Origin of the sequence: uncultured Campylobacter sp., assembly GCF_937996225.1 — a bacterium.
GTDB lineage: Bacteria > Campylobacterota > Campylobacteria > Campylobacterales > Campylobacteraceae > Campylobacter_B.
This window is the reverse complement of record NZ_CALKTC010000083.1, coordinates 57388-79471: the sequence shown is the minus strand read 5'-3', so window position 1 is coordinate 79471 and position 22084 is coordinate 57388. Positions and strand designations below refer to the sequence as shown.

17 protein-coding genes are annotated in these 22084 nt (G+C 46.5%); 2 read left to right on the top strand and 15 right to left on the bottom strand.

The window, feature by feature from the left end; translation table 11 throughout:
- Window positions 1-40 precede the first annotated feature (40 nt).
- The 5 genes from rpsI to Q0174_RS10040 form a co-directional block, all read right to left on the bottom strand.
- Window positions 41-430, bottom strand: a complete 390-nt coding sequence (rpsI, locus tag Q0174_RS10060; protein ID WP_005869670.1) for a 30S ribosomal protein S9 — start codon at window positions 428-430, stop codon at window positions 41-43.
- 2 nt (window positions 431-432) lie between these two features.
- Window positions 433-858 carry a 50S ribosomal protein L13 gene (gene rplM / locus Q0174_RS10055; protein WP_005869672.1) on the bottom strand — a complete coding sequence of 142 codons (426 nt, stop codon included), beginning with the start codon at window positions 856-858 and terminating at the stop codon, window positions 433-435.
- A 96-nt stretch (window positions 859-954) separates the two neighbouring features.
- The gene (locus tag Q0174_RS10050) at window positions 955-3891 is read right to left on the bottom strand and encodes a RecB-like helicase (RefSeq protein ID WP_298043721.1); all 2937 of its coding nucleotides are present in this window, start codon (window positions 3889-3891) and stop codon (window positions 955-957) included.
- A complete protein-coding gene (locus Q0174_RS10045; RefSeq protein ID WP_298043719.1) occupies window positions 3878-6790 on the bottom strand; it encodes a PD-(D/E)XK nuclease family protein in 2913 nt (970 codons plus the stop codon). The genes Q0174_RS10050 and Q0174_RS10045 overlap by 14 nt, the downstream gene beginning before the upstream one ends.
- A 276-nt stretch (window positions 6791-7066) precedes the next feature.
- Complete coding sequence (locus Q0174_RS10040; RefSeq protein ID WP_298043718.1) at window positions 7067-7750, bottom strand: response regulator transcription factor; 684 nt, start codon at window positions 7748-7750, stop codon at window positions 7067-7069.
- Window positions 7751-7900: 150 nt separating this feature from the next.
- Here Q0174_RS10040 and Q0174_RS10035 point away from each other — a divergent pair, with 150 nt between their 5' ends.
- Window positions 7901-8104: a hypothetical protein gene (locus Q0174_RS10035; RefSeq protein WP_298043715.1), complete on the top strand. Its 204-nt coding sequence runs from the start codon at window positions 7901-7903 to the stop codon at window positions 8102-8104.
- 502 nt (window positions 8105-8606) lie between these two features.
- On the opposite strand, the gene carA is transcribed toward Q0174_RS10035, so the two are convergent.
- The 10 genes from carA to Q0174_RS09985 form a co-directional block, all read right to left on the bottom strand.
- Window positions 8607-9725: a glutamine-hydrolyzing carbamoyl-phosphate synthase small subunit gene (gene carA / locus Q0174_RS10030; protein ID WP_298043712.1), complete on the bottom strand. Its 1119-nt coding sequence runs from the start codon at window positions 9723-9725 to the stop codon at window positions 8607-8609.
- Window positions 9725-10276: a DUF507 family protein gene (locus tag Q0174_RS10025; RefSeq protein ID WP_298043711.1), complete on the bottom strand. Its 552-nt coding sequence runs from the start codon at window positions 10274-10276 to the stop codon at window positions 9725-9727. The genes carA and Q0174_RS10025 overlap by 1 nt, the downstream gene beginning before the upstream one ends.
- 75 nt (window positions 10277-10351) lie before the next feature.
- A complete protein-coding gene (locus Q0174_RS10020) occupies window positions 10352-11602 on the bottom strand; it encodes an adenylosuccinate synthase (protein ID WP_298043710.1) in 1251 nt (416 codons plus the stop codon).
- Window positions 11599-12462, bottom strand: coding sequence for an ATP phosphoribosyltransferase regulatory subunit (locus tag Q0174_RS10015; protein WP_298043707.1), 864 nt, complete (start codon window positions 12460-12462; stop codon window positions 11599-11601). The genes Q0174_RS10020 and Q0174_RS10015 overlap by 4 nt, the downstream gene beginning before the upstream one ends.
- Window positions 12459-16526, bottom strand: a complete 4068-nt coding sequence (locus Q0174_RS10010) for a diguanylate cyclase (RefSeq protein WP_298043706.1) — start codon at window positions 16524-16526, stop codon at window positions 12459-12461. Before Q0174_RS10010 ends, Q0174_RS10015 begins: the two co-directional genes overlap by 4 nt.
- A gap of 51 nt (window positions 16527-16577) precedes the next feature.
- Window positions 16578-17267: a molybdate ABC transporter permease subunit gene (modB, locus tag Q0174_RS10005; protein WP_298043705.1), complete on the bottom strand. Its 690-nt coding sequence runs from the start codon at window positions 17265-17267 to the stop codon at window positions 16578-16580.
- A gap of 1029 nt (window positions 17268-18296) precedes the next feature.
- Window positions 18297-19145 carry an ATP-binding cassette domain-containing protein gene (locus Q0174_RS10000; protein ID WP_005869696.1) on the bottom strand — a complete coding sequence of 283 codons (849 nt, stop codon included), beginning with the start codon at window positions 19143-19145 and terminating at the stop codon, window positions 18297-18299.
- A complete protein-coding gene (locus Q0174_RS09995; RefSeq protein WP_297941692.1) occupies window positions 19132-19524 on the bottom strand; it encodes a hypothetical protein in 393 nt (130 codons plus the stop codon). Before Q0174_RS09995 ends, Q0174_RS10000 begins: the two co-directional genes overlap by 14 nt.
- Window positions 19524-20291: a molybdate ABC transporter substrate-binding protein gene (gene modA / locus Q0174_RS09990; protein WP_298043704.1), complete on the bottom strand. Its 768-nt coding sequence runs from the start codon at window positions 20289-20291 to the stop codon at window positions 19524-19526. The genes Q0174_RS09995 and modA overlap by 1 nt, the downstream gene beginning before the upstream one ends.
- A 101-nt stretch (window positions 20292-20392) precedes the next feature.
- Window positions 20393-21181: a TOBE domain-containing protein gene (locus tag Q0174_RS09985; RefSeq protein ID WP_298043701.1), complete on the bottom strand. Its 789-nt coding sequence runs from the start codon at window positions 21179-21181 to the stop codon at window positions 20393-20395.
- A 183-nt stretch (window positions 21182-21364) separates the two neighbouring features.
- Between Q0174_RS09985 and Q0174_RS09980 the strand changes: the two genes are divergently transcribed.
- On the top strand, window positions 21365-22084 hold the full coding sequence (locus Q0174_RS09980; RefSeq protein WP_298043698.1) for a VacJ family lipoprotein: 720 nt from the start codon (window positions 21365-21367) through the stop codon (window positions 22082-22084).

Below are 22084 nucleotides of genomic sequence, written 5' to 3'. Positions count from 1 at the left end.
ACAAATTTGCGACAATTTCGCCACAAATTTGTAAAAAACATTATCTCTTAGAGAACTGCGGGCTTCTGCGCGCTTTGCGGCGACCGAATTTCTTTCGCTCAACAACGCGGCTATCGCGAGTTAACAGACCTTTTGGCTTAAGAGCCGCTCTAAAATCTTTATCCATCGCGGCAAGCGCCTTTGAAATTCCGTGCTTTAGCGCATCCGCTTGAGCCGAATATCCGCCGCCCAAAGTCTGCGCGGTGATATCCATCGAGGTCTCTTGTTTAGTCGCTAAAAGCGGCTGAACGACCCTTAGTTTGATCGCTTCGTGACCGCCTAGCCAGGTGTTTAGATCCATACCGTTTACTACGATCTTGCCGCTTCCAGGTTTTACCCAAACCTTAGCTACGGCAGTTTTTCTCTTTCCGGTTGCATAAATTGTCGCCATGATTATTTTCCTTTTTTAGTTGTTTGCGCAGTATGAGGATGCTCACCGCCTTCATATACGAATAGCTTTTTGATCATCGCCTTGCCAAGCTTCGTCTTAGGAAGCATGCCGCGAACCGCAAGTCTGTAGAGCTTTGCGGGATTGTTTTTAAGCAGGTCTTGAAATTTTACGCTCTTTACGCTTCCGAAATAGCCCGAGTAGCTGTGATAAAGTTTGTCGTCGCCTTTGTTATTGCCGGTAAATACGGCTTTTGAAGCGTTGATGATAACGACGTAGTCTCCGCAATCTACATTTGGAGTATAGCTTGGTTTGTGTTTGCCGCGTAGCAATACCGCAACTTCGGTAAGCATTCTACCGAATCTTTTGTCGGTCGCGTCGATAACGACCCAGTCGCGCTTAACTTCGCTAGGCTTTGTAATTTCTGTCATGGTTTCCGCCTTATTAAAATTTGAGCTGTGATTATATAGAAATATCCTTACGTATAACTTAATTTAAGCTGTCTTTAATCTATCTATGTTCAAATTTCATCTAAATTTTAAAATTTTACCCTCCTCATTCACTTCGATCAGCTTAGCGCCCGCAGCTTCGAGAACCAGCACGAAGGCACGCACTCGCGCATTCGGATAAAACTCGCGGATCACGCTTTTATACCGCGCTACTTGAGCTTTGTTTTGCGCAAGGTATTTTTCTGAGCTCTTGTAATCAAAAAGCAAAATTTCATCCTGCCTAAAGCACGCTAGATCCACGCGCAAAAGCTCACCCTCTGCACTTTTGATCGGCATCTCTTTATAAGCCCAAGCGCCCTTTATCAGAGCTAAAAATTCCTCGTTTTTGCTTAGGCCGAGCGCTCGCGCCGCGATATTTTCAAAACCCGCATCGTTTAAAAATTTAGCGTAGCAACCTCTTGCAAGGCTTACTCCTCGTAAAATTTCATCTGGCCCAAAGCCTTCGCTCATCTCCAGAGCATAGTGCAGCGCCTCGCCGAAATATATCGCGCTTAGCGCCTCCGTTTCGCCGCCGCCTGCTTTTTCTTGCGCGCCTTGAGGCTCGCCCGCTACGAGCGCGATCTTTTTTTGCGGCGGTTTCTCTTCTGATTTTACGGAGCTTGGGATTAAGTAGCCGTATTGAAAATCCGGGATATCCAGCCACTTCACGACGCCCGCGCCCTTGGTCTTTTTGGCGTAAGGCGAAAAAAAGCTATAATTGTATTGATCTATTTTTGCCTCGGAGCGTTTTACGATTATGAGCGAGCGTTCGGCGCGGGTAAATGCCACGTAGAGCTTGTTTATGTCCTCTTCATGCGCAGAGCGATCGTTTTCATCCATTAGCACCGCAAATTCCGCATCCAAGCTCTTTCTGCTCGCAAATTTATAAAAAATTCTCCACTTATGCGTGGCAAAATCATAGTCCGTCGCGAGCTTTGAGCTCTCGCCCCGATCTTTTCCTCCGATGCGGTCGCAAACGATTACGTGCGGGAACTGAAGCCCCTTGGACTTATGCACGGTCATAATTTTAATGCCGCTTTGTTCCTTGGCAAACACCTCCGTTTCGTCGTTTGCAAACAGATACTCGCTAAAACTATTAAATTTTGCCAGCGTCTCAAAAAATAGCAGCAGATCTGGATCGACAAAATTTAATTTCAGCGAGCTAGCTATAAATTCTGCCGTTTTTTGCGCATTTTTATGCAAATCGACCGCTATTTTTTTAAGCCGCCTCCCTAAAATCGCTTCGGCGTTTCGCAGATAAATTTCATCGCCACCTACGCAAAATTTCGCATATTGAATTACGGCATTTACCTGCTCGCTGCAACGCAGAGCCTTATTTGAGCCGCTGCAAACCTCGCAGAATTCTGATAGCATCTCTTTTAGTGCGCTTACATGCTCGTTTTTCCAGCATAAAATCGCGATATCATCAGCTCTCACGCCGCACTCCTCAACAAGCCTGCGCGCTTGCTCCGCAGCCCCCTTTAGCACGTCGTCGTATGAAAACGCTGCTACATAGCCGTAATCGTCGCTTTGTACCTCAAATAGCGGCATTCGCGGATGAGAAAGCGGATAGTCCTTGATTTTTTGCAGCACCGAAGCAGGCAGATCGCTATCTAGCTTATTTGCCGCGATTTGATCTTCATAAGACGCAAATTTATCGCGCAAGATCTCATTTACAAATTTTACAATGAGTTTTAAGCTGCGATAATTGCGCGGCAGGCTCTGCGTTTTGATTTGACTAAACTGCTCGCGCAAAATATCAAAAATTTTTCTCTCTGCGCCGCGAAATTTATAGATGCTCTGTTTTTTATCGCCTACGTAAAAAAAGCTACCGCAGCGCTCTTCCGCTCCTTTGCCAGCAAGCGCCTCAGAGATTAGCGGCAGCATAATTTCATACTGGCAAATGTCGGTATCTTGGAATTCGTCAATTAAAATATGCGTGATTTTAGAATCGAGCCTGAAATACAAAAGCTCGCGGTTGCCCTGCAACGCCTCTGTGCTTGGATTTAGCAGCGAGTGCACGGCTGCGGTAACATCACCGAACGTGAGCTTGCCGCTTTTGCGCTGCACCGATTTAAGCGCCTCGGCATAAATTTTAATTAGTCCTGCCAGCTTAGCCGCATATGTCGCATCCATCCACGCTATTTCGCGAGCTATGGCGTCTTTTAGCCTTGCTAACTTGCCGTCAAGATGCGAAATTTTTTTAAGCTGCGAGCGCGAATAATCGAAACTGCCGTTGGCAAGAGCCGAAAGAATGAAACCAGAGGATAATTTTGAAAGATCACTAACAGGGCTTAGCCCATTTACGGCTCCAGCGCTTACGCCCGCATCTCTCGCCGCTTTTTGCAAGCAGGATAAAATTTTATTTATCTCTGCTAGCGCGGAGCTTGCGGGAAGCGTGGGCGGATTTATGCTTATATCGCCTCTCCAAATGCTTTGTAAGCTATTTAAAAACTCGTTCTTTGTCATTCCTGAATCACTTACATAATCCACGACCTCTCTTAGTAGCGTTTCGTTTTTACAAATCGCGCCTAAAAACGCCGCCTGCTGCACACCCAAAATCCCTTCATCGTTTTCAAAGCTTGGATCAATGCCGCTGTTTAGCGCAAAGGAGCGTAGAGCTTTTGCAAAAAACGCATCAAAGGTAAAGACGTTTAGGCTCTCACTTAAAAATTTAGGCAGTAGGCGCTGTTGCGCTGCCAAAACCTCATCCGCGCTCATATTTAGATCCTCGCAAATTTGCTCCAGCTCGGCGCTAGGCTTTAGCGAGCCATCCTGCAAAAGCAGCAAATTTTGAAATTTCTCCACGATACGCATTTTCATCTCAGCAGCGGCTTTTTTGGTAAAAGTAAGAGCTAAAATTTCATTGATCGGCTCGCCCTTTAGCACCAGCTCGATGAACCTGACCGCGAGATTGAAGGTCTTGCCGCTGCCTGCGCTTGCTTCAAGCGCCAGATAATTTTCAAATTTTGCCATCGATCTGCCCCTTGCAAATGATTTTATAATCGCAGTATTCGCAGGTTTGCACCGCCTGCGTGCGCGTAAAAGCGACCTCGCTTGCAAATTCCTTACCGATAGAGCTTAGCATCTCGCGCAGATTTTCTAAGCTAGGCGTTTTGTCGCCAGGAGCCGCAAACGCGCAATCTTTTAGCGACAGATAGGCGCATTCGCACTCCTGAGCCAAAAGCGCGCGATAAAACGTAAGCTGGAATTTTTCCATATGCTTTTTAGCTGAACCACGTTTGTAATCGATGATAAACTTCCGCCCTGCCTTATCTTCGTCGATGCGGTCGATCCGCCCGCTCAGCCGCACTCCGTCAAGCTCGCCTTTTAGCGATACTTCACTACCGCTAAAGCTCCAAATTTGCTCATGCTCTTCTAAAAGCTTAGCTAGCTTTTCTACCGATTTTAGCTCAAGCTCCGCATCAAAGCGCGCAATCCCTGCTTCTCGCGCAAGCTGCGAATAAATAGGGCGAAATTTTTCCATGCTAAATTTCATCCCTGCTCGCTCATATAAACGCTGAAAACTCGTATGTAAAATTTTACCTAAAAGCGCATTGTCCTCACCGAATTTTAGCCCCTCCCTCAGTCCGAAAACGTAGCGGTAATAATACTTCCTCTTGCATTCTAAAAACGTATCCAGCCGCGAAAACGACAGCTCCTCGGCAAAAAAATCATGGCGAGTCACGGGATCTTCTTGTCCGCATAATACAGGCTTAAATTCCTCTCGCCCAAAAAGCCGCAAATAATCCTCCTGCGAAAATTCCGCGTCTTGTTGCACTTCAAAGCTTTTCAAAAACCGCGAAGGCAATTTCTCGACGCTTTGCAAATAGCAAATCGCGCTTTTTTTAGCGCCTCTTAGCAAGCCGTCGTAGTAAAATCTTTGTAAATTTTCGCGGTCTGCGTGGCTGATGAGCCCTGCTCTAGCGCGCAAAGCAGAGTTTAAAAACATCTCTCCGCTACTGCGCTTTGGCACCAGATCATCGTTAAAATCTGGGATTATCACGCCGTCAAATTGCAGTCCGCGGCTCTCTAAAAGCCCCATTACCGTGACCTTTCCGCCACGAACATCATCAAGCTTAATGCGCGAAATTTCTAACAAAAAAAGATCGATTAGATTGCCCAAGCTTAGGTTTTCGTCCTTAAATTTTCGAAGCAAAATTTTAATTAGATATAGCGGCTCTTTTAGCTTTTCTTGCAGCAGCGCATCGCTAATTTTGGGTAAACAGGCGAGCTTGGTAATTAGTGCCGCAAAATGCTCGAAGCTTACTTGCTTTGCAAAATCGCGCGCGAACTCGCCAAAAAGCGCCTCATCCACACCCACACTCGCAAAAAACAGATCAAGCTCCTGCGGGTTTGGGCGCTGCGGATACTCATCTGCGCCCTCGCGTATTTTAGAGCGCCTAAAGCGATCGCGCTGCTCAGGGCTTTTTGAATACCCATCTTCTTCCTCAAGCTCTATATGCTCCCGCTGCATAGAGTCTCGTAGGCTCCCTTGCTGCTTCCTTGAAGGCTCCTGCCGTTTTGCACTAACCGAATAATCGCGCTGCTGCGCACACTCCAAGGGCTCTTGAAACTCTGCAAACTCTACCGAAAAGCTTTCCTCCTCCGCGCTATCCGAGCGTTCCGCCGAAATTTCGTGCAGAATTTCAAAATTTTCCGTATTTTCAAGCTCTCGCGCAGATATAAAATTTAAATCCGCTTTAGAATTTGAAAAAATTTCGAAATCAAACGCGGAATTTTGCTGCGCGAAATTTTGCGATGCAGAATTCTCGGAAGCGAAATTACCTAGCGTTAAATTTTGCTGTACCGCGAAATCCTCCGTATCCAAAGATTCTCCGCCTGGGCTTTTGAATGCGCGGTAATCTACGCCAAATTTCGGCGTGCGCGCTTCTTTTAAACACTGCGAAATTTTCTCTAGCGTTACATAAAATAGGCTATCTTTAAGCTTCTCGCCCATCGCAAAATTTAGCAGCCTGTGCGAACCGCGAGCCCTTGCGATGCGCTCGTCGTAAAGCCGCAGTGTGCCGGCAAAGCTCTCGTCGGGCAAAATCACCGCAATGCGCTCCGGCGCGATGCCCACGCGCACGAAGGATGAAATTTTTTCAAAAACATAGCTCGCCTGCAAGCTTCGCAACTCAAAGCCTCTACACACAACCGCTCCGCCCATGCTTAGCGGCTCTCGGCTTAGAATTTCACCCGTACCAAGATTTACGCGGTATGCAAAACCTAACTCTAAGCTTATGCCGCAAAGCTCTTCCAACGCGCGCACGGGCTTGGAATTTAAAGTCGTGGCTCTAAAGCTCAGTACGGCCTCGCTCAGCTCCGCCACGCGCTTAAAAACCTCGAACTCAAATGCGCTAGGATTGCCGTCGATGTTGATTTCTATCCGCTCAAATCCGCGCAGATAGGATTCGTTTAGCTCATAAAGCGCGGGTAGCGTGATCTCGTCGTAAAATCCATGCTCGCGCAGAATCCTTGCATACGCCCCCGCTAGCTCTCGCAGAATTTCAAAATGCTCGGCATACCACGCGTATGTGTCACTAAGATCGAGCGCATCGATACTCACGCGCTCCGTCGCAAGCTCCTTGAAAAAGCCGAAAAGATACTCGCGGTTGCGCATAAACTCGTAAAGCTCGTTAGGGAATTTAAGCCTCTCGCCTGCGCGCTTGCTCTCGTTTACCGCTTGTTTCATAAAAAGCGCGCGATCTATCTCGCCGCAAGCGACAAGATCCGGCACAAAAAGCGCCTTTTCGTAGAATTCCGCCAACGTAATCCTGGGCGCCAACACGCCGCCGCTCTCGTTTTGCAGCGCCGCGCGTAGCGCACGCGAGCTAGTGTAGACAAAGAGATTTTTAGAGGGCAAATTTTTCAAAACAAATCCTTTAGAGCGATTCGCAGAACGCGGAATTTTGCGATATTTTAGCAAGAAATTTTTAGTTTGGGCTTTTAAGCAAAGAAGTTTTTGAAAAGCTTGAGAGGTTAAATTTTATCAAGTCAAATTTAGTAAATTTAGGATGAGCGTAAAATTTTAATCTATGGCGCTTTGGCGCGGAATTCTACCTCGCTCCGCATTAATCGCGGCATATTTCGACGCAAAATTTTACGAGTGGATTCCGTAAATTACAAAGCGGCAAAAACGCGATCAAATTTAAGCGGGCTCAAGCTCGATCTTGTATCCCAGGCTCGGGACGTTTTTTATGATTTCACCTCCCACTTTATCGCGGATACGCTTGACGAAGGTGCGAAGCGCCGTATCACTCACGGCTCCTTCGGTCCAAACATAACGCTTGATCTCGTCGTAAAGCACCAGCTCGCCCACGCGACTGGCTAGCAGCGAAACAAAAGAAAGCTCCTTTTTAGTAAGCACGATCTGCTCGCCATCCTTCAGTAAAATACGACGAAGCCCATCAAATACGTAGCCCGCACCCATATTTACGACTCGTACAGAGTTCAGCTTAGACTTCATCAGCGCACTTATCTCTAACACAAATGCGGCGATATCTACCGGCTTAAAGTAATACCGCTCGACGCCAATCTCCATAACGCCTTTTAGCTGCTCCTCCTTGCTGAAGCCACTAAGCACCACGATTGGGGCATGCGGAAAGATCTGCTTAATCTGACGTATCATCGCTAGTCCATCCTCGATTGGCATTAAAATATCGGTAATGACGAGATTGGGACTAAATTTTTTGAATTTTTTTACACCTTCAAGCCCATTTTGGGCATTGTAAACGTTGTTAAAAATACCCTCAAACGCCTTATGCAGCGAGGCTAGTAATTTAGTATCATCCTCGACTAGCAAGACGTCCAGCTCTTTTAAAGCGCAGCTCATAGCAGACCCCTCAAGGCGAAATTTCAAACGAAATTCTTTCAAATTTTCTCTTTTATTGAGCTTAAAATAATGTTAAGTTAAAAATTTAATTTTATAAAGTAACACAACTCTTATTTTAGGTGCAAATATGGGCGGGATTAAAAAAGAAGCATGGATAAAAACCGCAGCCTAGGAATGGGACAAAAATTTAAAATGACGCAAGCTAAATCTTATCGGTGCGAAAGAGATTTAAAAGGAGCTGAAAGTAAAATTTCAAAGCAAACGCAGGTAAAATTTCACTACGCGGCGGAGTGGAATTTTATTTTAGGCAAATGGCTTTTAGAGGGAAATGAAACAGCGCTGATAAGGTTTTAGCAGGTAAACGGCGTTAGATAAAATTTTACGGGCGACAGGGCAGCTTGCTAGCGGAACTTTTAACGGCAACAAAATGGTTCGTCAAATTTAAAGAGCTTGAAGCTATGAGAAATGTGCCGCAGGATCTGTTTTTTGAAAGGACTAAGCGCGCCAAGCCCAATTTTTAAATTTAAAACGCATAAAATTTAGCCGCGCGTGCGCTTAAAAGCTACGTGGAAGCAAAATCGCGCAAATGAAAAGCATGCGGCGCGCAGCCAGTTTAAATTTAAAATCGCGACTAGCACAGATCGCTTCATCCAAAAACCGCTTAATTCAAAATCGCCGCGGCAATCCTAAGTCCGCAAAAGTGCGCTTTGCGTACCTCTCCAGCCTGCAATTATCTAGGCTGCGACGAGTCTTAAATTCACGACGCAAAGACTGCGTTAAAATTTAAAGCTTGCCGTAAATTTAAAATTTTACCGCGCAGTCGCGGTAAAATTTAATGCAGGCAAAATTTCAAAAATCATAAAATTTCAAGAAATTCTTTGAAGATATATTTGCTTTCTGTAGGCCCCGCGCTGGCTTCGGGGTGGTGCTGCACCGAAAATACGGGATAGTCTCTGTATCTCACCCCCTCGATCGTGCCGTCGAAAAGATTGCGGTGCGTGATCTCGCAGATCTGCGCGATCGTTTCGGGGACGTTGTAGTTGTGGTTTTGCGCAGTGATCTCGATCGATTTGGTGCGCAGATTTTGCACGGGGTGGTTTGCGCCGTGCTGGCCGAATTTCAGCTTGTAGGTCTCATACCCCATCGCGTTGCTTAGCAGCTGATGACCCAAGCAAATTCCAAAAATCGGCACGCGCGCTTCGACCATCTTTTTGATCTGCGCGATCTCCTCTTTAAGCATGCGAGGCTCGCCCGGGCCGTTTGATAAAAACACGCCGTCGATCTGCCCCTCTTTAAATTTAGCAATCAAGCTCTCTGCTTTAACGTCGTGCGGGAAAACCTCGACGCCGAGCCCTAGATCGCAAAGCTCGTTTAGGATGTTTCGCTTTACGCCGTAATCGATCACGGCTATCTTTTTGCCGCAGCTTGCGGGCTGAGCGTAGCTTCCGCGTGCGGCGTCCCAGCGACCCGATGTGTGCTTGTACGGCGCCTTCGTGCTTACGATGCTTACGTAGTTGATCTCCTCTATGCGCGCAGACTCGCTAAGCGCCTTTTTAAGAGCCGCCTTATCGCTGATCTCGGTAGAGACGAAAGCGCGCAAACTGCCCTGATCGCGCAGCATCTTGGTTAAAAATCTAGTGTCGATGTCGTAAACACCGAATTTTCCGTTTTGCAGAAAATAATCCTCCAAGCTCATCTGCGAGCGGAAATTTGAAGGCTCGTTGTTAAAATTTCTTACAAAAATTCCGCTGGCATGGATTTTGGAGCTTTCCTTGTCGTTTTCGTTGATCCCTACGATGCCGATTTCGGGCATCGTAAAGATAATGAATTGCCCCGCGTAGCTGGGATCGGAGATGATCTCCTCGTAGCCCGTGGCGGAGGTGTTAAACACGAGCTCGCCGAATGCGCTACCGCCCTTGCCGAACGCCTTAGCTTGCAGGTAGATGCCGTTTTCTATATAGATATACGCGTTCATTACAGCATGCCCCGTTTTCTTAGCTCCTCTTCGTAGAGCTTTTCAAACACCAGCTCGTATTCTTCGGTGCCTGGGATCAATTTTTGCTTGTAGCCATCGATCTTTTCATAGACCGCATCCTCAATCTTTTGATAATTTTTAAGATATTCGTCGATCGCGTTATAAATTATCGTCTTTAGCCTGTTTTCCGAGACTTTGTAATCGATCAAATTTTTCTTCCAGACGGTTTCTAAAATTTTATGCGATATGGTGCCGTAGCGATCCTCAAAATTTAGCTCGAAATTCTCGTCGTTTGCGATGTGGCGCTTGATGAGCCAAAACATATCTTTTTTATTCACGCTCATCTCATCTAGCTCGCTTATGCGCTCATCTATCAGCTCGTTTGCGCGCTCGTCTATCGCTCTTTCTTTTTGCAGATCGGTCCTTATGATCTCGTCGGCTTCCTTGGCGACGGGCTCTATGCCCGCACTAAGCGTAACGCAGCCCGAGTTTAGCAGATCCAGCGCTATTTTATGCGCGATATATGGCACGTGTGGTAGTCGTATTCGCATGATCGTTCCTTTAAATTCAGTTCTACGAGCGGTCGTGCCGCCCGCAACGGGTGAAATTTTAAAATTTCACCGGGTTCATAAAATTATCGTGTCGCTTCTTTCCGGACTGGTGGAGATGAAGCCCACCTTCGCGCCGCTTAGCTCCTCTATTTTGCGGATATAATTTTGCGCGTTTTGCGGCAGATCCTCAAATTTTGAAATTCCCTTGACGCTGTCCCAGCCAGGCATCTGCTCATAAACCGGCTCGGCAGCTTCCAAATCGATCGGGAAATAATCGATCTCCTCACCCTTGTAGCGATACGCGCGGCAAATTTTAATGCTCTCAAAGCCGTCCAGGACGTCAAGCTTCATCAGTGCGAGCTTGTCGATGCCGCTAAGGCGCACAGCGTATTTCGTAGCCACTCCGTCGAACCAACCGCAGCGGCGCGCCCTGCCCGTCGTGGTGCCATACTCTTTGCCGATCTCGCGCATCGCCTCGCCTTGCGAGCCTTTATCCTCGGTAGGAAACGCCCCGTTGCCTACGCGGGTGGTGTAAGCTTTTAAAATTCCCATCACCGTGCCGATATCTTTCGGCGCGAGCCCGAGCCCGCTGCAAGCCCCGCCCGCGATAGTCGTCGAGCTCGTGACGTAAGGATAGGTGCCGTGATCAATATCAAGCAGGCTTCCTTGTGCCCCCTCTACGAGCACGCGCTTGTCGTAATCAAGCGCCTTCCACAGCATGTGCGTGGTATCGGCGATGTATGGCTCGAGCGCGCTTTTATAGCGCTTTAGCTCCTCGTAAATTTCAATCTTGCTAGGAATTTTAACCCCCGCTTTTTCAAAAACGCTCTCATGCGAAGCGAAATCCCGCGATAGCGCCTCGGCAAGCCTTTCAGGCTCTAAAAGCTCCACTACGCGGTGCCCCGTGCGTGCGATCTTATCGGCATACGCAGGTCCTATGCCCTTGCCGGTGGTGCCGATCGCAAGCTCGCCCTTACTCTTTTCGCGCGTCTGATCGATCAGCGAGTGGTACTGTAAATTTAAAAACGCCTTCTCGCTTATGAAAAATCTGCCCTTTAAATTTTCAAACTGCGCCATCTCGGTAATCAGCACGTCGGGGTTGATCACGACGCCGTTTCCGATGATGTTGATGATATTTTTATGAAGCACGCCGCTGGGTACCAGATGCAGCGCAAATTTCTCGCCGTTTATGACGATAGTGTGGCCTGCGTTGTGCCCGCCGCTGCTGCGGCATACGAAATCGTAATTCGCGCTTATCATATCTACAATCTTGCCCTTGCCCTCATCGCCCCACTGGGCGCCGATGACTACGTCAACTTTGCTCATTTTTCATCCTTTTGCATAATTTTTTCTATCAAAGCATCCACTAGCAGCGCAAAGCCGCTGGATTTTAGCCCGTCTATTTCGTAATTTCCGCCGTTGCAATACACCGTGCCCGCGTCTAAAAATCTAAAAAATAGCGCGTCGTAATAACGCATTTTAGAGTAATACAGCAGCGAAACGCAGATACGCTCGTAATCCACGCCTAGGCTTAAAATTTCATCTAGGCAAGGCACGAGCTCTTCAGGTACCTGCGCGCGCAGAGCCTGCACGTCCTTTAGCGACACGGCGCGAGCCGTAGCGTCCAGCCAAGGCAAATTTTGATCAAGCAGCGTCTCAATCTTACCCTTTTCAAAAATTTCAAGCGGCAAATTTAAAATTTCGCAAATTTTTTTGGGAATCTTGATATTGCTTAGCTGAAGCGCGGGCATAAGATCAAATTCTTTAAAAAATTCCTGCGCGATTTTGATCGCAAGAGGCAAATTCTTCTCCCCGATCAGCTCCGCGCCGATCTGATAAAACTCGTCGCTTGGGTATTTGAAGGTCGGCTGAACGTAAAATAGCCGCCTTAGCTTATCGTCTTTCAGCCGCTTGCGCACGATACGCACGACGTCCACGGTGCTGTCTGCGCGAAGCGCTAGCTCGTGATTTGTGGGATCGGAGAGCTTGAGAAGCTTTTGCGGCGCGACGCTTAGGTGCTGATGATATGAAAAATATGGCGTTAAAATTTCGCTAAAGTCGTTTTTAACGAGGATTTCGCTCGCTTTATTTTCCAGCTCGCGCTTGAGCTGCGCGCTCTTTCCGAAATACAGCCTCGAGCCGTTGGGTATCTCGTGATCAAAATCGGCGCTAACGCTATCTATCATGCTGCCTCCAAATCGCTTATGAACTGATTCAGCTGCGTTTTAAAGCTCTGAATGAAGCTTGCCAAAACGCGGTAATCAAGCGAAAGAATATCTAAAATTTGCTTACGTATTTCTGTATTTAGCGCAAATTTCTCGCTGCCCGCGCTTTGAGTTTTATTTAAAATTTCGCCGAATTTCGCTCTAAAGCCTTCAAACTCTCCGAGGCTCAGATCGCCCGCATCGGCGCGCGAAACAAAACTTAAAGCAAGCTCTTTGTAATCAAGCGCGTTTAAAAAGCCGATAAACTCATCTTTGTCGATGGCTGCGAGCTTGGGCGTATCTTTAAAGCGCGCGATGAAAGCGTCTATCTCTTTGCGATCCAGCGCTTTTGCGATAAAATTTCCCTGCAGATAGTTAAATTTCAAATTATTTAAAAGCCGCAGCGATAGCGCGTTTTCGACCCCTTGAGCACCGAGAGCAAATCCAAACTCCCGCTTTAGCTTGCCCGTGATCTCCACCATCGTTCGGATAGCATTTTTTTTCTTGCCTATGTCAAGGCAGAGCTCGCGGTCGATTTTAACGACATCGAAAGGCTGGGCATTCAAGAGCGGGACATTGCTTTTATTTGCGCTATTAAGAGCAAATTTAACCCCAAGATCTGCATAACGCCCACGCGCAGGGGCGAATTCCTCAAAATTTCGCTCGCTAAAATCGGTTATCTCAAACATCAACTCGCCTTTTGCATTAGCCCTGTCTCGCAAGCTATGAGCTACGAAATCGTAAAATTCGTCGTTTGTAAGCACGGCTAGACTTACGTTTATAGAGCAGTTTGCGCCCGTTTGAGCGTTAAATTCCATCATCTTTGAAAACGCAAATTTTGAGATCGGCAACTCAAATCGCGGCTCGCTTAATATCTGCGCGAAATCCTGCGGGGCAAGAATTCCGCGCTTTCCGCGATCCCAGCGTAAAAGCAGCTCATATCCATAAATCTGCGCACCGCTAATGATCGGCTGATAGAGCACGAAAAACTCCCCCTCTTCGATCGCCGCAGCAATCCCTTCTTCGCTAGGTCCGTCTGCTTCGGCGCGCTCAAAGATGCAGTAGCGGTTTTTACCACTCGTTTTAGCACGGTACATCGCCCTATCGGCGCGCGATAAAAGTCCTGGAAAATCGATCTTTTCGCTGCCGTCGTAAAACGCCGCGCCTACGCTGATGCTTGCGCTGATCTCGTTTCCTTTAAGATTAAATTTCATCTTTGAAATTCCAAGCAGGCGATCTAATAGCACATGCGCGGCATCCTTGCTTTGCAGATCGCCAATGATAGCGCCAAACTCATCGCCGCCTAGGCGCGCCAAGATATCATCTTTGCGCAGCAGCCCGCTCATTGCCTTTGAGATAGCCTGCAAAAACATATCGCCGACCTCGTGCCCGTAGGTGTCGTTGATCGCCTTAAAGCCGTCAAAATCGATGAAAAGCACAGCCATCAATTTGCCGCTGTTGCCCGCGTTTGCGGTATAGCCCTGTGCGGCTTTCATAAAATACACTCTGTTCGGAAGCCCCGTAAGTGCGTCATGGTGGGCGATCTTGGCTAGCTCGCTCTCTTTTTGTTTGATCTGCGAAATTTCGGTAAACATCAAGATGTAGTTTGAAACGAGCGAGAAATCATCTTTGATCGCAATCGCCGTAAATAGCGCAGGGAAGGTGCCGCCGTCCTTTTTAAGCCCGTAAATTTCATCTTTATAAGAAGTCTGCTTGCCGATCAAATTTTTTCCGATCTTCCCCATCACATCAGCCCCGCCCTCGGTAGGAGCGAAGAAATTTGGAATTTTGCCGATGGTCTGGTTCTCATTGTAACCGGTGATTTCGTAAAAAGCGTTATTAGCGCGCAATACTCGACCGTTCTCGTCTGTAATTAAGATTGCTTCTAATGAGCGCGAAAAGACGTTGGCATTTAAATTTAGCTCTAGCTCCGTTTGCTTTCGCGAGCTGATATCTTCGAGCGTAGTTTTTACCAAACGCGAACGCGAGCCTTGCTTTTCGGTGACGTAACCTTGCATACTGATCCAAGTATAGGCATTAGCGGCGTTTCGCAGACGGAATTCGCAGCTAAAATCGCTCCTAAGCCCGGCGGTGCATTCGCGGATCATTTTGTTGAAATTCTCTAAATCCGCGAAGTAAATTTCATAACTAAACTCCCCAAAGCTCATCGCAGTGTTTAGCCTTTTGCCGCGATATTTTAAAATTTTAAAGTAATTTTTATCAAACGACAGCGTCTGCGCATCAAGATCGATTAAGCAGGTGCAAAAATTCCTAGTCTCGATTACGGTGCGGTAAAAGTCCAAATCCTCCTGCAAGCCGCGGATCGCCTTAACATCGTCATCGATATTTTGAAAATAAAACGCAGCCCTGGCGGCGGACTTTTTGACATAGATGCTCACTTCGTAGCTATAGCGGATATTGTCGTTGTGGCGAATTTTATAGCTTTGAGAAAAACTTAGCTCTTCTGAAGGCATATCGGCTAAGCGGTTTAAGATCTCGTTTTTAGCCTCATTCGCATCCTTTTCATCCAGCAAATCCCATAGCCTTATCTCGCCGCTTAAAAACTGCGCCGCTTCGTAGCCCCAAAGCTCTTTTATATTTTTGCTAGCATCTACGATCTTGCCCGAAGTGTAGTCAAACACGAGTGTAACGATAGGCGCGTGATTTAAATACTCATATTTTTGCTTCGTCTCGTCATAAAATTTGCGATATTTTGACGCATCGAGCACCACAAAAAGGGTTGAAATTTTACTTCCGTCGCGAATATAAGATTTTTTAACATAAAGGTCTTTGACGCCATTTTTGGTCTCTTGGCGGGTTACGACATAGTTTTCTTTGACGTAGTTTGCGCGCTGGGTTTGATAGGCGTGATCGTAAAACGAGCCTGCTTGCAGCGCGAAGATATTCCGTCCTACGACGTCATCGCCATAAAGCTCGCGCGCACCGTTGCTAGCGCTTTCGATCGTGCCTGCGACGTTATCGATGCTAAGCACCGAAAGAGAGCTGTATTTTAGCGCATCTTTAAAGCTGAGGCTAAAATCGCCGTGGCGTAAATTAGACTTCAAGACCTCGTCTATGGATTTAGAAATTTCTAAGACGGAGCTTAGCGGATTTAGCGCTTCTATATCGCGAATTTTGGAGTGGTAATCCCCTTGGCGCAGAGCGTTTTGAACTGCCGCTAGCGGGATAAAAACGCGCTTTTTTAAAAACGTAAAATTTGAAATTAGAAGGATTAAATAAGCTAAAATAGCCGCTGCTAGCGCTACGACGATAAAATCGTCCACGCCCAAAAAATAGCCGGCTCGTTCGCGAGCCATTACGAAATTATCTCCAAATTTCGCAAGATAAGCAAAACTTAACCCCGATTCGTCTTCAAAGCTTACCACTTCGCCTAGGCGCGAAAAATCAAAATCCTGCCCTAATATATCGGTTACGCTGCCAGGAGCGTTAAAAAATTTACCTTCGGCGTTAAAGACCAAAATATCTCCCAGCGAAGAGAGCCTGGCAATCGGCCTAGCAGTGTTGGCAAAACCTAGCAGATATGAATCAGCGTTTACGCGCTTGATTAAAAAATACCGCCATGCCCCATCCATCATCATATAGCGCGATACCCATTCATCCTTTTTTAGCTCGCTTGCGATATCCGCAAGCCGTATCTCGCCAAGATCCGAAATACGCGCATCCGATGAAAAATGCGCCAAGCTCTCCTGCTCCGCGCCGCGGGCGCGCAGATAAAAAATAGCGTCAAATCTATGAGAAGATTTTACGACATTACGGATCAAATCCGCATAAAGCTTGCTTTGCATAGCTTCGTGCCTTGCGTCTAAAGAAAGGATAGTTTCTTTTAGAATTTCAAGCTCGCTAAAAAGCGACTCGTCGGTATTTTTAAGTAAAGTAATCGCCGTGCGCGTCCGCAAATCAAGCTGCGTAGCGATCCTAGTGCGCAAAAAGCTAATCTCGCAAACTACTACAAGCGTAAGCAGCGCAGCGCCTAGAATCAAGGCGACGTTAAATCTTTCGGTAACGAAGTCTTTTTTGTTTTTCATGCCAAATTCCAAATTTTGCGGGATTTTAGCAAATTTCGTTTTAAAGCCGATTTAAGCTTGTATTTTCGCGCCCTTTGCGCCCAAAAAATGCATAATCAAAAGTACCGCAAAGCTAAAGAGTAGCATCAGCGCCGAATATGCGTGAGCCTGCGCAAAATCGAGCGTCTCAGTCGCTTCATAAATCGCAATGGAGGCAACCTTGGTCTGCTCGCTCACGCTGCCGCCGATCATCAGCACGACGCCGAACTCGCCCATCGTATGCGCAAAGCAGATCACCAAGGCGCTAAGCAGGGAGTGGCGTATCGCGGGCAACGCGACGCGAAAAAGCTTGGAAAAATAGCCCTTGCCGAGCGAATCGCACGCCCAAAAAAGCGAGCGCGGAAGCGAGCGAAAGCCCGAAACCAGCGGCGAAAACATAAACGGCAGCGAGTAGATACAGCTCGCAATCACGAGCCCGCTGAAATTAAATACGAGTCTAAGCCCGAAGTGTTTATCAAAAAACTCGCCCAGCACCGAATACGGCGAGAGAAAAACGAGCAGGTAAAACCCTAGCACCGATGGCGGCAGCACCAGCGGAAGCGAGATGATCGATTCGATCACGCTTTTGCCGCGGAAATTTTTTCTCGCCATAAAAAACGCGAGCGGCACGCAGACGATAAACAACGCGAGCGTCGTTAAGCTCGCAAGCTTTAAGGAAACGAGAAACGGCGTGTAATCGAGCCCCTTTAGAATTTCAAACATTTATCCTCCGAGCCGAGCCACTGGGCCCAAACTATAAAATCTTAAAAGCCTAGCCCTACTTTAAAATTTAGAGGCAAAGCTAGATAGAATTTGCGCAAACCTCATAGTCATAAGGCTTTGCAAAATGAAATTTTGAAAAATTCTGCGCAGAGCTAGAGCTTTAGCAAAATAGAAATTTTGAAAATTCCGTGCAAGCCAAACTGGGCGGAATTTTATAAATTGCTTGGCTAATAAATTTCTTCAAGCGTGCAAATCCTGCTGAGCTTTTAAGCTCTACCCAAGCCGGCAAATTTTTAAGGTCACGAATTTTGCTGAGCTAAATTTCAAAAAGCTTAGCTTAGCTTTAAAACTTGAGCGGGCAGGATTTATCTGAGCGCAAATTTCACGCAAGATATAGCCAAACGGCATTCTCTGAACAACTTAGTGGAATTATATTGAGCCTGACAAAACAAAATTTTAAAATTTAGCATAAACCCAAAAGACCCGGTTAATGAAATTTTGCCGCAGCTCTTATTAAGCGAGTTTAACACGCAAGCTTCGAGCCGTTAGAGCTTTTAAAATTTCAAAGCCACAAAATCCAGGTAAAATTCTAAATCTGAAAATTTTAAATTTGCGCGAAGCTTCACATTAAATTTTTTACCAAAATCGCATGATAGAATTCGCGCAACTCCTGCCAAAAAAGTAAGCTAAAAGCCGCCAAATTTAAAAATAAACCCACCACGCCAATTAATAAATTCAAAGAAGGAATTTAACGGCGGCTGCTTGCGCAAAATCTAAAATTTAAGCTTAATTTCCCCACGCTATCTAGTCTTGCATTGCGGTTTTACTCTAGCCTGCGTTTAAATTTTGTGTTTCATGAAAATCTAAACGCGATGCGAATAAAATTTTAAAATCTCACCGTATTTTACGGGCAAATCCAGCTAAAATTTTGCAAAATTCCTCGTCTAAATTCCATAAAAGCCTGTATTTAAATCCCTAATCTAGTTGAAATTTCTCACCCAGGCACGCCCAAAAAGCTTGCCTACAAGTTTAAATTTTACGCAGAGTGATATTAAAGGCTTTGGCACCCGCTTTGACCTCGTCGCCTACTTGCAAGCCATCGGCTTCTGCATTGCTTAGCACCACTTCGCACAGCTGGCTGCCGATCGCTACGACAGCCACTTTGACCCCGTCGCGTGCTTGCAAATCGACAATCTTGCCCACGAAAGAAAACTTCTGCGAGCCGCTAGTTTTAAGAAAAATTTCCTCTGGCGTACCGGTGCGAACGATCCTGCCGTCCTTCATCTCATAAACTCGCTTGCAAAGTCTATAAATCTCGCTTACGTCGTGGCTTACCAAAATCACGGTCTGATGAAACTGCTCGTGGATCTTTAGCAGATACTCTTGAATTTTTTCGCGCATCGTAAAATCAAGCGCCGAAAGCGGCTCGTCAAGTAGCAAAATTTCAGGCTCTTGCATCAGTGCGCGAGCAAGTGCTACGCGCTGCTTCTGTCCGCCGCTAAGACCCTCTACGCCGGATTTCGCAAACTCGCTAAGCTCTAAAATTTCAAGCAGCATCGCAGCTTTTTGCGGATCGTTTCTGGCAAAAAGTAGATTGCCCGTCACGCTCATATTCTCAAAAAGTGCGTAGTCTTGAAACAAAAAGCCGATTCTGCGCTTGCCCGCACTTAAGAATTCATTGCCTTCTTGTAGCACGCGATCGCCGTCTTTTATGCTACCGCTATCTGCGCGCAAAAATCCAGCCAAAATGCGCAGCAGTGTAGTCTTACCGCTGCCGCTGCGCCCATATAGGCATACAAACGAGCCTTTGTTAATCTCTAAGCGAGCATCAATCGAGAAATCATCACTGATTTTTTTCTTACAATCAATCGTTATCATATTTTTCTATATATATCGCAGTGGCGCTAATGTATGCGAAAACCTCGTCGCCCTCGCGTAAAGCAAGCTCCTGCGCAGAATGCGCGCTAATGAGCACATCAAAGCTTATCTTGCCTTCAAATCTAAGCGTGCATAGAATTTCGCCCAAGCTTAGGCTCGTAATCTTGCCGTGAATTTCATTTTCGCTAGATACACCACTTAGAGCTTCGCGAGATAAAAGCACGTCGGTGCTTTTAAAGCCCACGTAAACTTCGCTGCCCACCTTAAGCTCGCTACTTAGCTGCAGAAATACGCCACGCAGCTTGATGCCGCCTGCGATAAATCCTACAGAATGGATGCCATCTTTTTGTAAAATTTCGTTGATTCTCGCTCTAATCATTAAAACTCGTATCCGTATTTAGCAAAGATTTCTTTGCCCTTATCGCTTAGGATAAAATCATAAAACGCCTTGGCTTCGGCATTATCTTTGGCGCGGTTTAGCACGACCATGCCTTGAGCTATCGGCTCGTAGAGGTCGGTACCGACCAAGACGAAATTTTCGCCCTGCTTGCAAGGCTTATCGTTGCAGCCGTCCTTCGCCATCTTAGGCGCATACATCGCGCTAGCTGCGATAAAGCCGACGTCGGAAGCTTTAAGCGCTTGCGAAAGAGCCTCGCCGATCGATTTTGCCTCTACGATTTTGCCCTTGATCTCGTCGTAAACTCCTGCTTTTTGGAAAGCCTGTACGCTTGCGGTGCCGTAAGGAGCGGTCTTTGGATTTGCTATGGAAATCGTTTTAACGCTAGGGTCTTTTAAAATTTCAAGCCCCTTGCTAAGATCTACGCCGCGCACGCTAAACATCGCCACTTTGCCTTTGGCGTAAGTTTTGGCAGGCGCCGTCGCAAAGCCCTCTTTATGCAGATCGTCTGCAAATTTCATATCCGCCGCCATAAAAATATCAAACGGCGCGCCGTTTTTGATCTGCGTGCTAAGCGCACCGCTCGCACCCAAGCTCACATTTAGCGTAGTTTGCGGATGCAGCTTGGCAAATTCCGCCTTGATCTCGTCAAACGCATACGTCGTGTTCGCAGCGGCTGCGACGCTGACCTCTCCTGCGCTTAGCGCGCCTGCGGTTAAAATTCCTAAAAGCACTGCTTTCAACTTCATTTTATGCCTTTCGTTTCGGCTCTCACCGAGAATTGAATTGTATCTAAAATTTTAAATTTACGCCTTAAATTTTAAAATTTTGCGCACCCAATTTCACCATATTACGCGCCAATAATGATCTCGCTAGGCTCGATGATCGCCGTTACTTCATCTCCTACTCCTAGAGCCATCGCGGTGGCAGATTCTCGCGTGATGATCGCGGTGATGTTTTGATGCGAGCTTGTGCCTAGACAGATCTCTGCGTTTACCGCGCCGATTTTGACCTCATTAATTGTGCCTTTGATTTGATTCGTCGTGCTAAGTTTTAGCTTCTCCGAGCTTCCTTTGGCAATGATGACGCTTGGAGCCTTAAATAAAAACAGCACATCCTTGCCCGCCTTTAGCCCTAAATTTTTTTCGCTCTCTACGGTTACCGTCGCGCATAAAATTTCGCCACCTGCGAGTTTAGCCGTGATTTGAGAATTTACAGCGCCTGTTTGAACATCCGTAATCTCAACACTTAGCTGATTGCGCGCAGAAAGCTTCATACCGATCTTCTCTAAGCTTAAAAGACTCTCTTCAGTGATCTCGTCAAGCTTTAAAATTTCACTCAAAAATGTCTCACCCGCGTGGCTGATAGCATCATAAGCGCGAATCAGCTTGTGAGCGTAAGGGGTAAGCTCGGAGCCGCTATTTTTCTTTGTGCCTTGAGTGCGGACGATGAGCGGCTTTTTGCTCGCGTTGTTGATTAAATTTAACGCGTCCCAGCCGTTTTTATACGACACTCCTACGATCTCTGCGGCCTTTGTAATACTTTTAGTCTCATCTACGGCCTTAAGTAGCTTAATGTGCTTGGCTAGAAGCGATGTTTCCTTGCCAAGCAGGAATTCCAAAGCAAATTTTGCGTCCATTTTTATCCTTTCTTATTTACTTTCGCGTGATTTTATAATATATCCTCTGATATATTTCTTAAAGAGCCGCAGGCTTTATTTTGCGCTATAAAGAGGGAAATTCTATACGAAATTTTACCCTTATTGACAAAATTTCTTTAAACTTGTAAAATCGCCACTTTGATTTATAAAGAAGGGTCTCATTTGAAATTTATAAAAATTCTATTCTTAGCCGCGGCATTGGCACTTTGCGGTTGCTCGCAAAAGCAAGACGTAGCACCTAGCGATACGGATGGTTTTGACGAGGAGTTTGCCAAGCGCGAAGTTTTCGATCCGCTTAGCGGCTATAACCGCGTTATGACGAGCTTCAACGACGTATTTTACTCATATATACTAACCCCCGTAGCCAGCGGTTACGACTATGTAATGCCCGATCCGATTCAGGGCGCGTTTTCAAATTTTTTCTATAATATTTTATATCCGATGAGGCTCGTAAACAACCTATTGCAGGGTAAATTTGAAAATTCTTGGGACGAGACGAAGCGATTTTTGATCAATTCGACCGTCGGCTTCGGCGGGCTTAATGATATGGCAGGCAAATACTACGGAATTCCGCGCCACGACGAGGATTTCGGGCATACGCTCGGGTATTGGGGCGTGCCGGCAGGTCCGCATATCGTCTGGCCGATCTTAGGACAAAGCAATCTACGCGATACAGCGGGACTTGTCGGAGATTATTTTTCAAACCCGATAAATTATATTAAAGATGGCACCGTTCGAAACTCCGTCAACGGATTTAGAATATTTAACGACTACTCGCGCGATCCGAAATTTTATGAAAAAATGACCAAAGATGCGGTGGATCTATATCCGTTTTTGCGCGATGCTTACGAGCAAAATCGCAAGAAATTAATAAAGGAATAA

Coding starts and splice junctions, on each gene's coding strand:
- rpsI (WP_005869670.1), bottom strand. CDS start 430: ATGGCGACAATTTATGCAACCGGAAAGAGAAAAACTGCCGTAGCTAAG.
- rplM (WP_005869672.1), bottom strand. CDS start 858: ATGACAGAAATTACAAAGCCTAGCGAAGTTAAGCGCGACTGGGTCGTT.
- Q0174_RS10050 (WP_298043721.1), bottom strand. CDS start 3,891: ATGGCAAAATTTGAAAATTATCTGGCGCTTGAAGCAAGCGCAGGCAGC.
- Q0174_RS10040 (WP_298043718.1), bottom strand. CDS start 7,750: ATGAGCTGCGCTTTAAAAGAGCTGGACGTCTTGCTAGTCGAGGATGAT.
- Q0174_RS10035 (WP_298043715.1), top strand. CDS start 7,901: ATGGATAAAAACCGCAGCCTAGGAATGGGACAAAAATTTAAAATGACG.
- carA (WP_298043712.1), bottom strand. CDS start 9,725: ATGAACGCGTATATCTATATAGAAAACGGCATCTACCTGCAAGCTAAG.
- Q0174_RS10025 (WP_298043711.1), bottom strand. CDS start 10,276: ATGCGAATACGACTACCACACGTGCCATATATCGCGCATAAAATAGCG.
- Q0174_RS10020 (WP_298043710.1), bottom strand. CDS start 11,602: ATGAGCAAAGTTGACGTAGTCATCGGCGCCCAGTGGGGCGATGAGGGC.
- Q0174_RS10015 (WP_298043707.1), bottom strand. CDS start 12,462: ATGATAGATAGCGTTAGCGCCGATTTTGATCACGAGATACCCAACGGC.
- Q0174_RS10010 (WP_298043706.1), bottom strand. CDS start 16,526: ATGAAAAACAAAAAAGACTTCGTTACCGAAAGATTTAACGTCGCCTTG.
- modB (WP_298043705.1), bottom strand. CDS start 17,267: ATGTTTGAAATTCTAAAGGGGCTCGATTACACGCCGTTTCTCGTTTCC.
- Q0174_RS10000 (WP_005869696.1), bottom strand. CDS start 19,145: ATGATAACGATTGATTGTAAGAAAAAAATCAGTGATGATTTCTCGATT.
- Q0174_RS09995 (WP_297941692.1), bottom strand. CDS start 19,524: ATGATTAGAGCGAGAATCAACGAAATTTTACAAAAAGATGGCATCCAT.
- modA (WP_298043704.1), bottom strand. CDS start 20,291: ATGAAGTTGAAAGCAGTGCTTTTAGGAATTTTAACCGCAGGCGCGCTA.
- Q0174_RS09985 (WP_298043701.1), bottom strand. CDS start 21,181: ATGGACGCAAAATTTGCTTTGGAATTCCTGCTTGGCAAGGAAACATCG.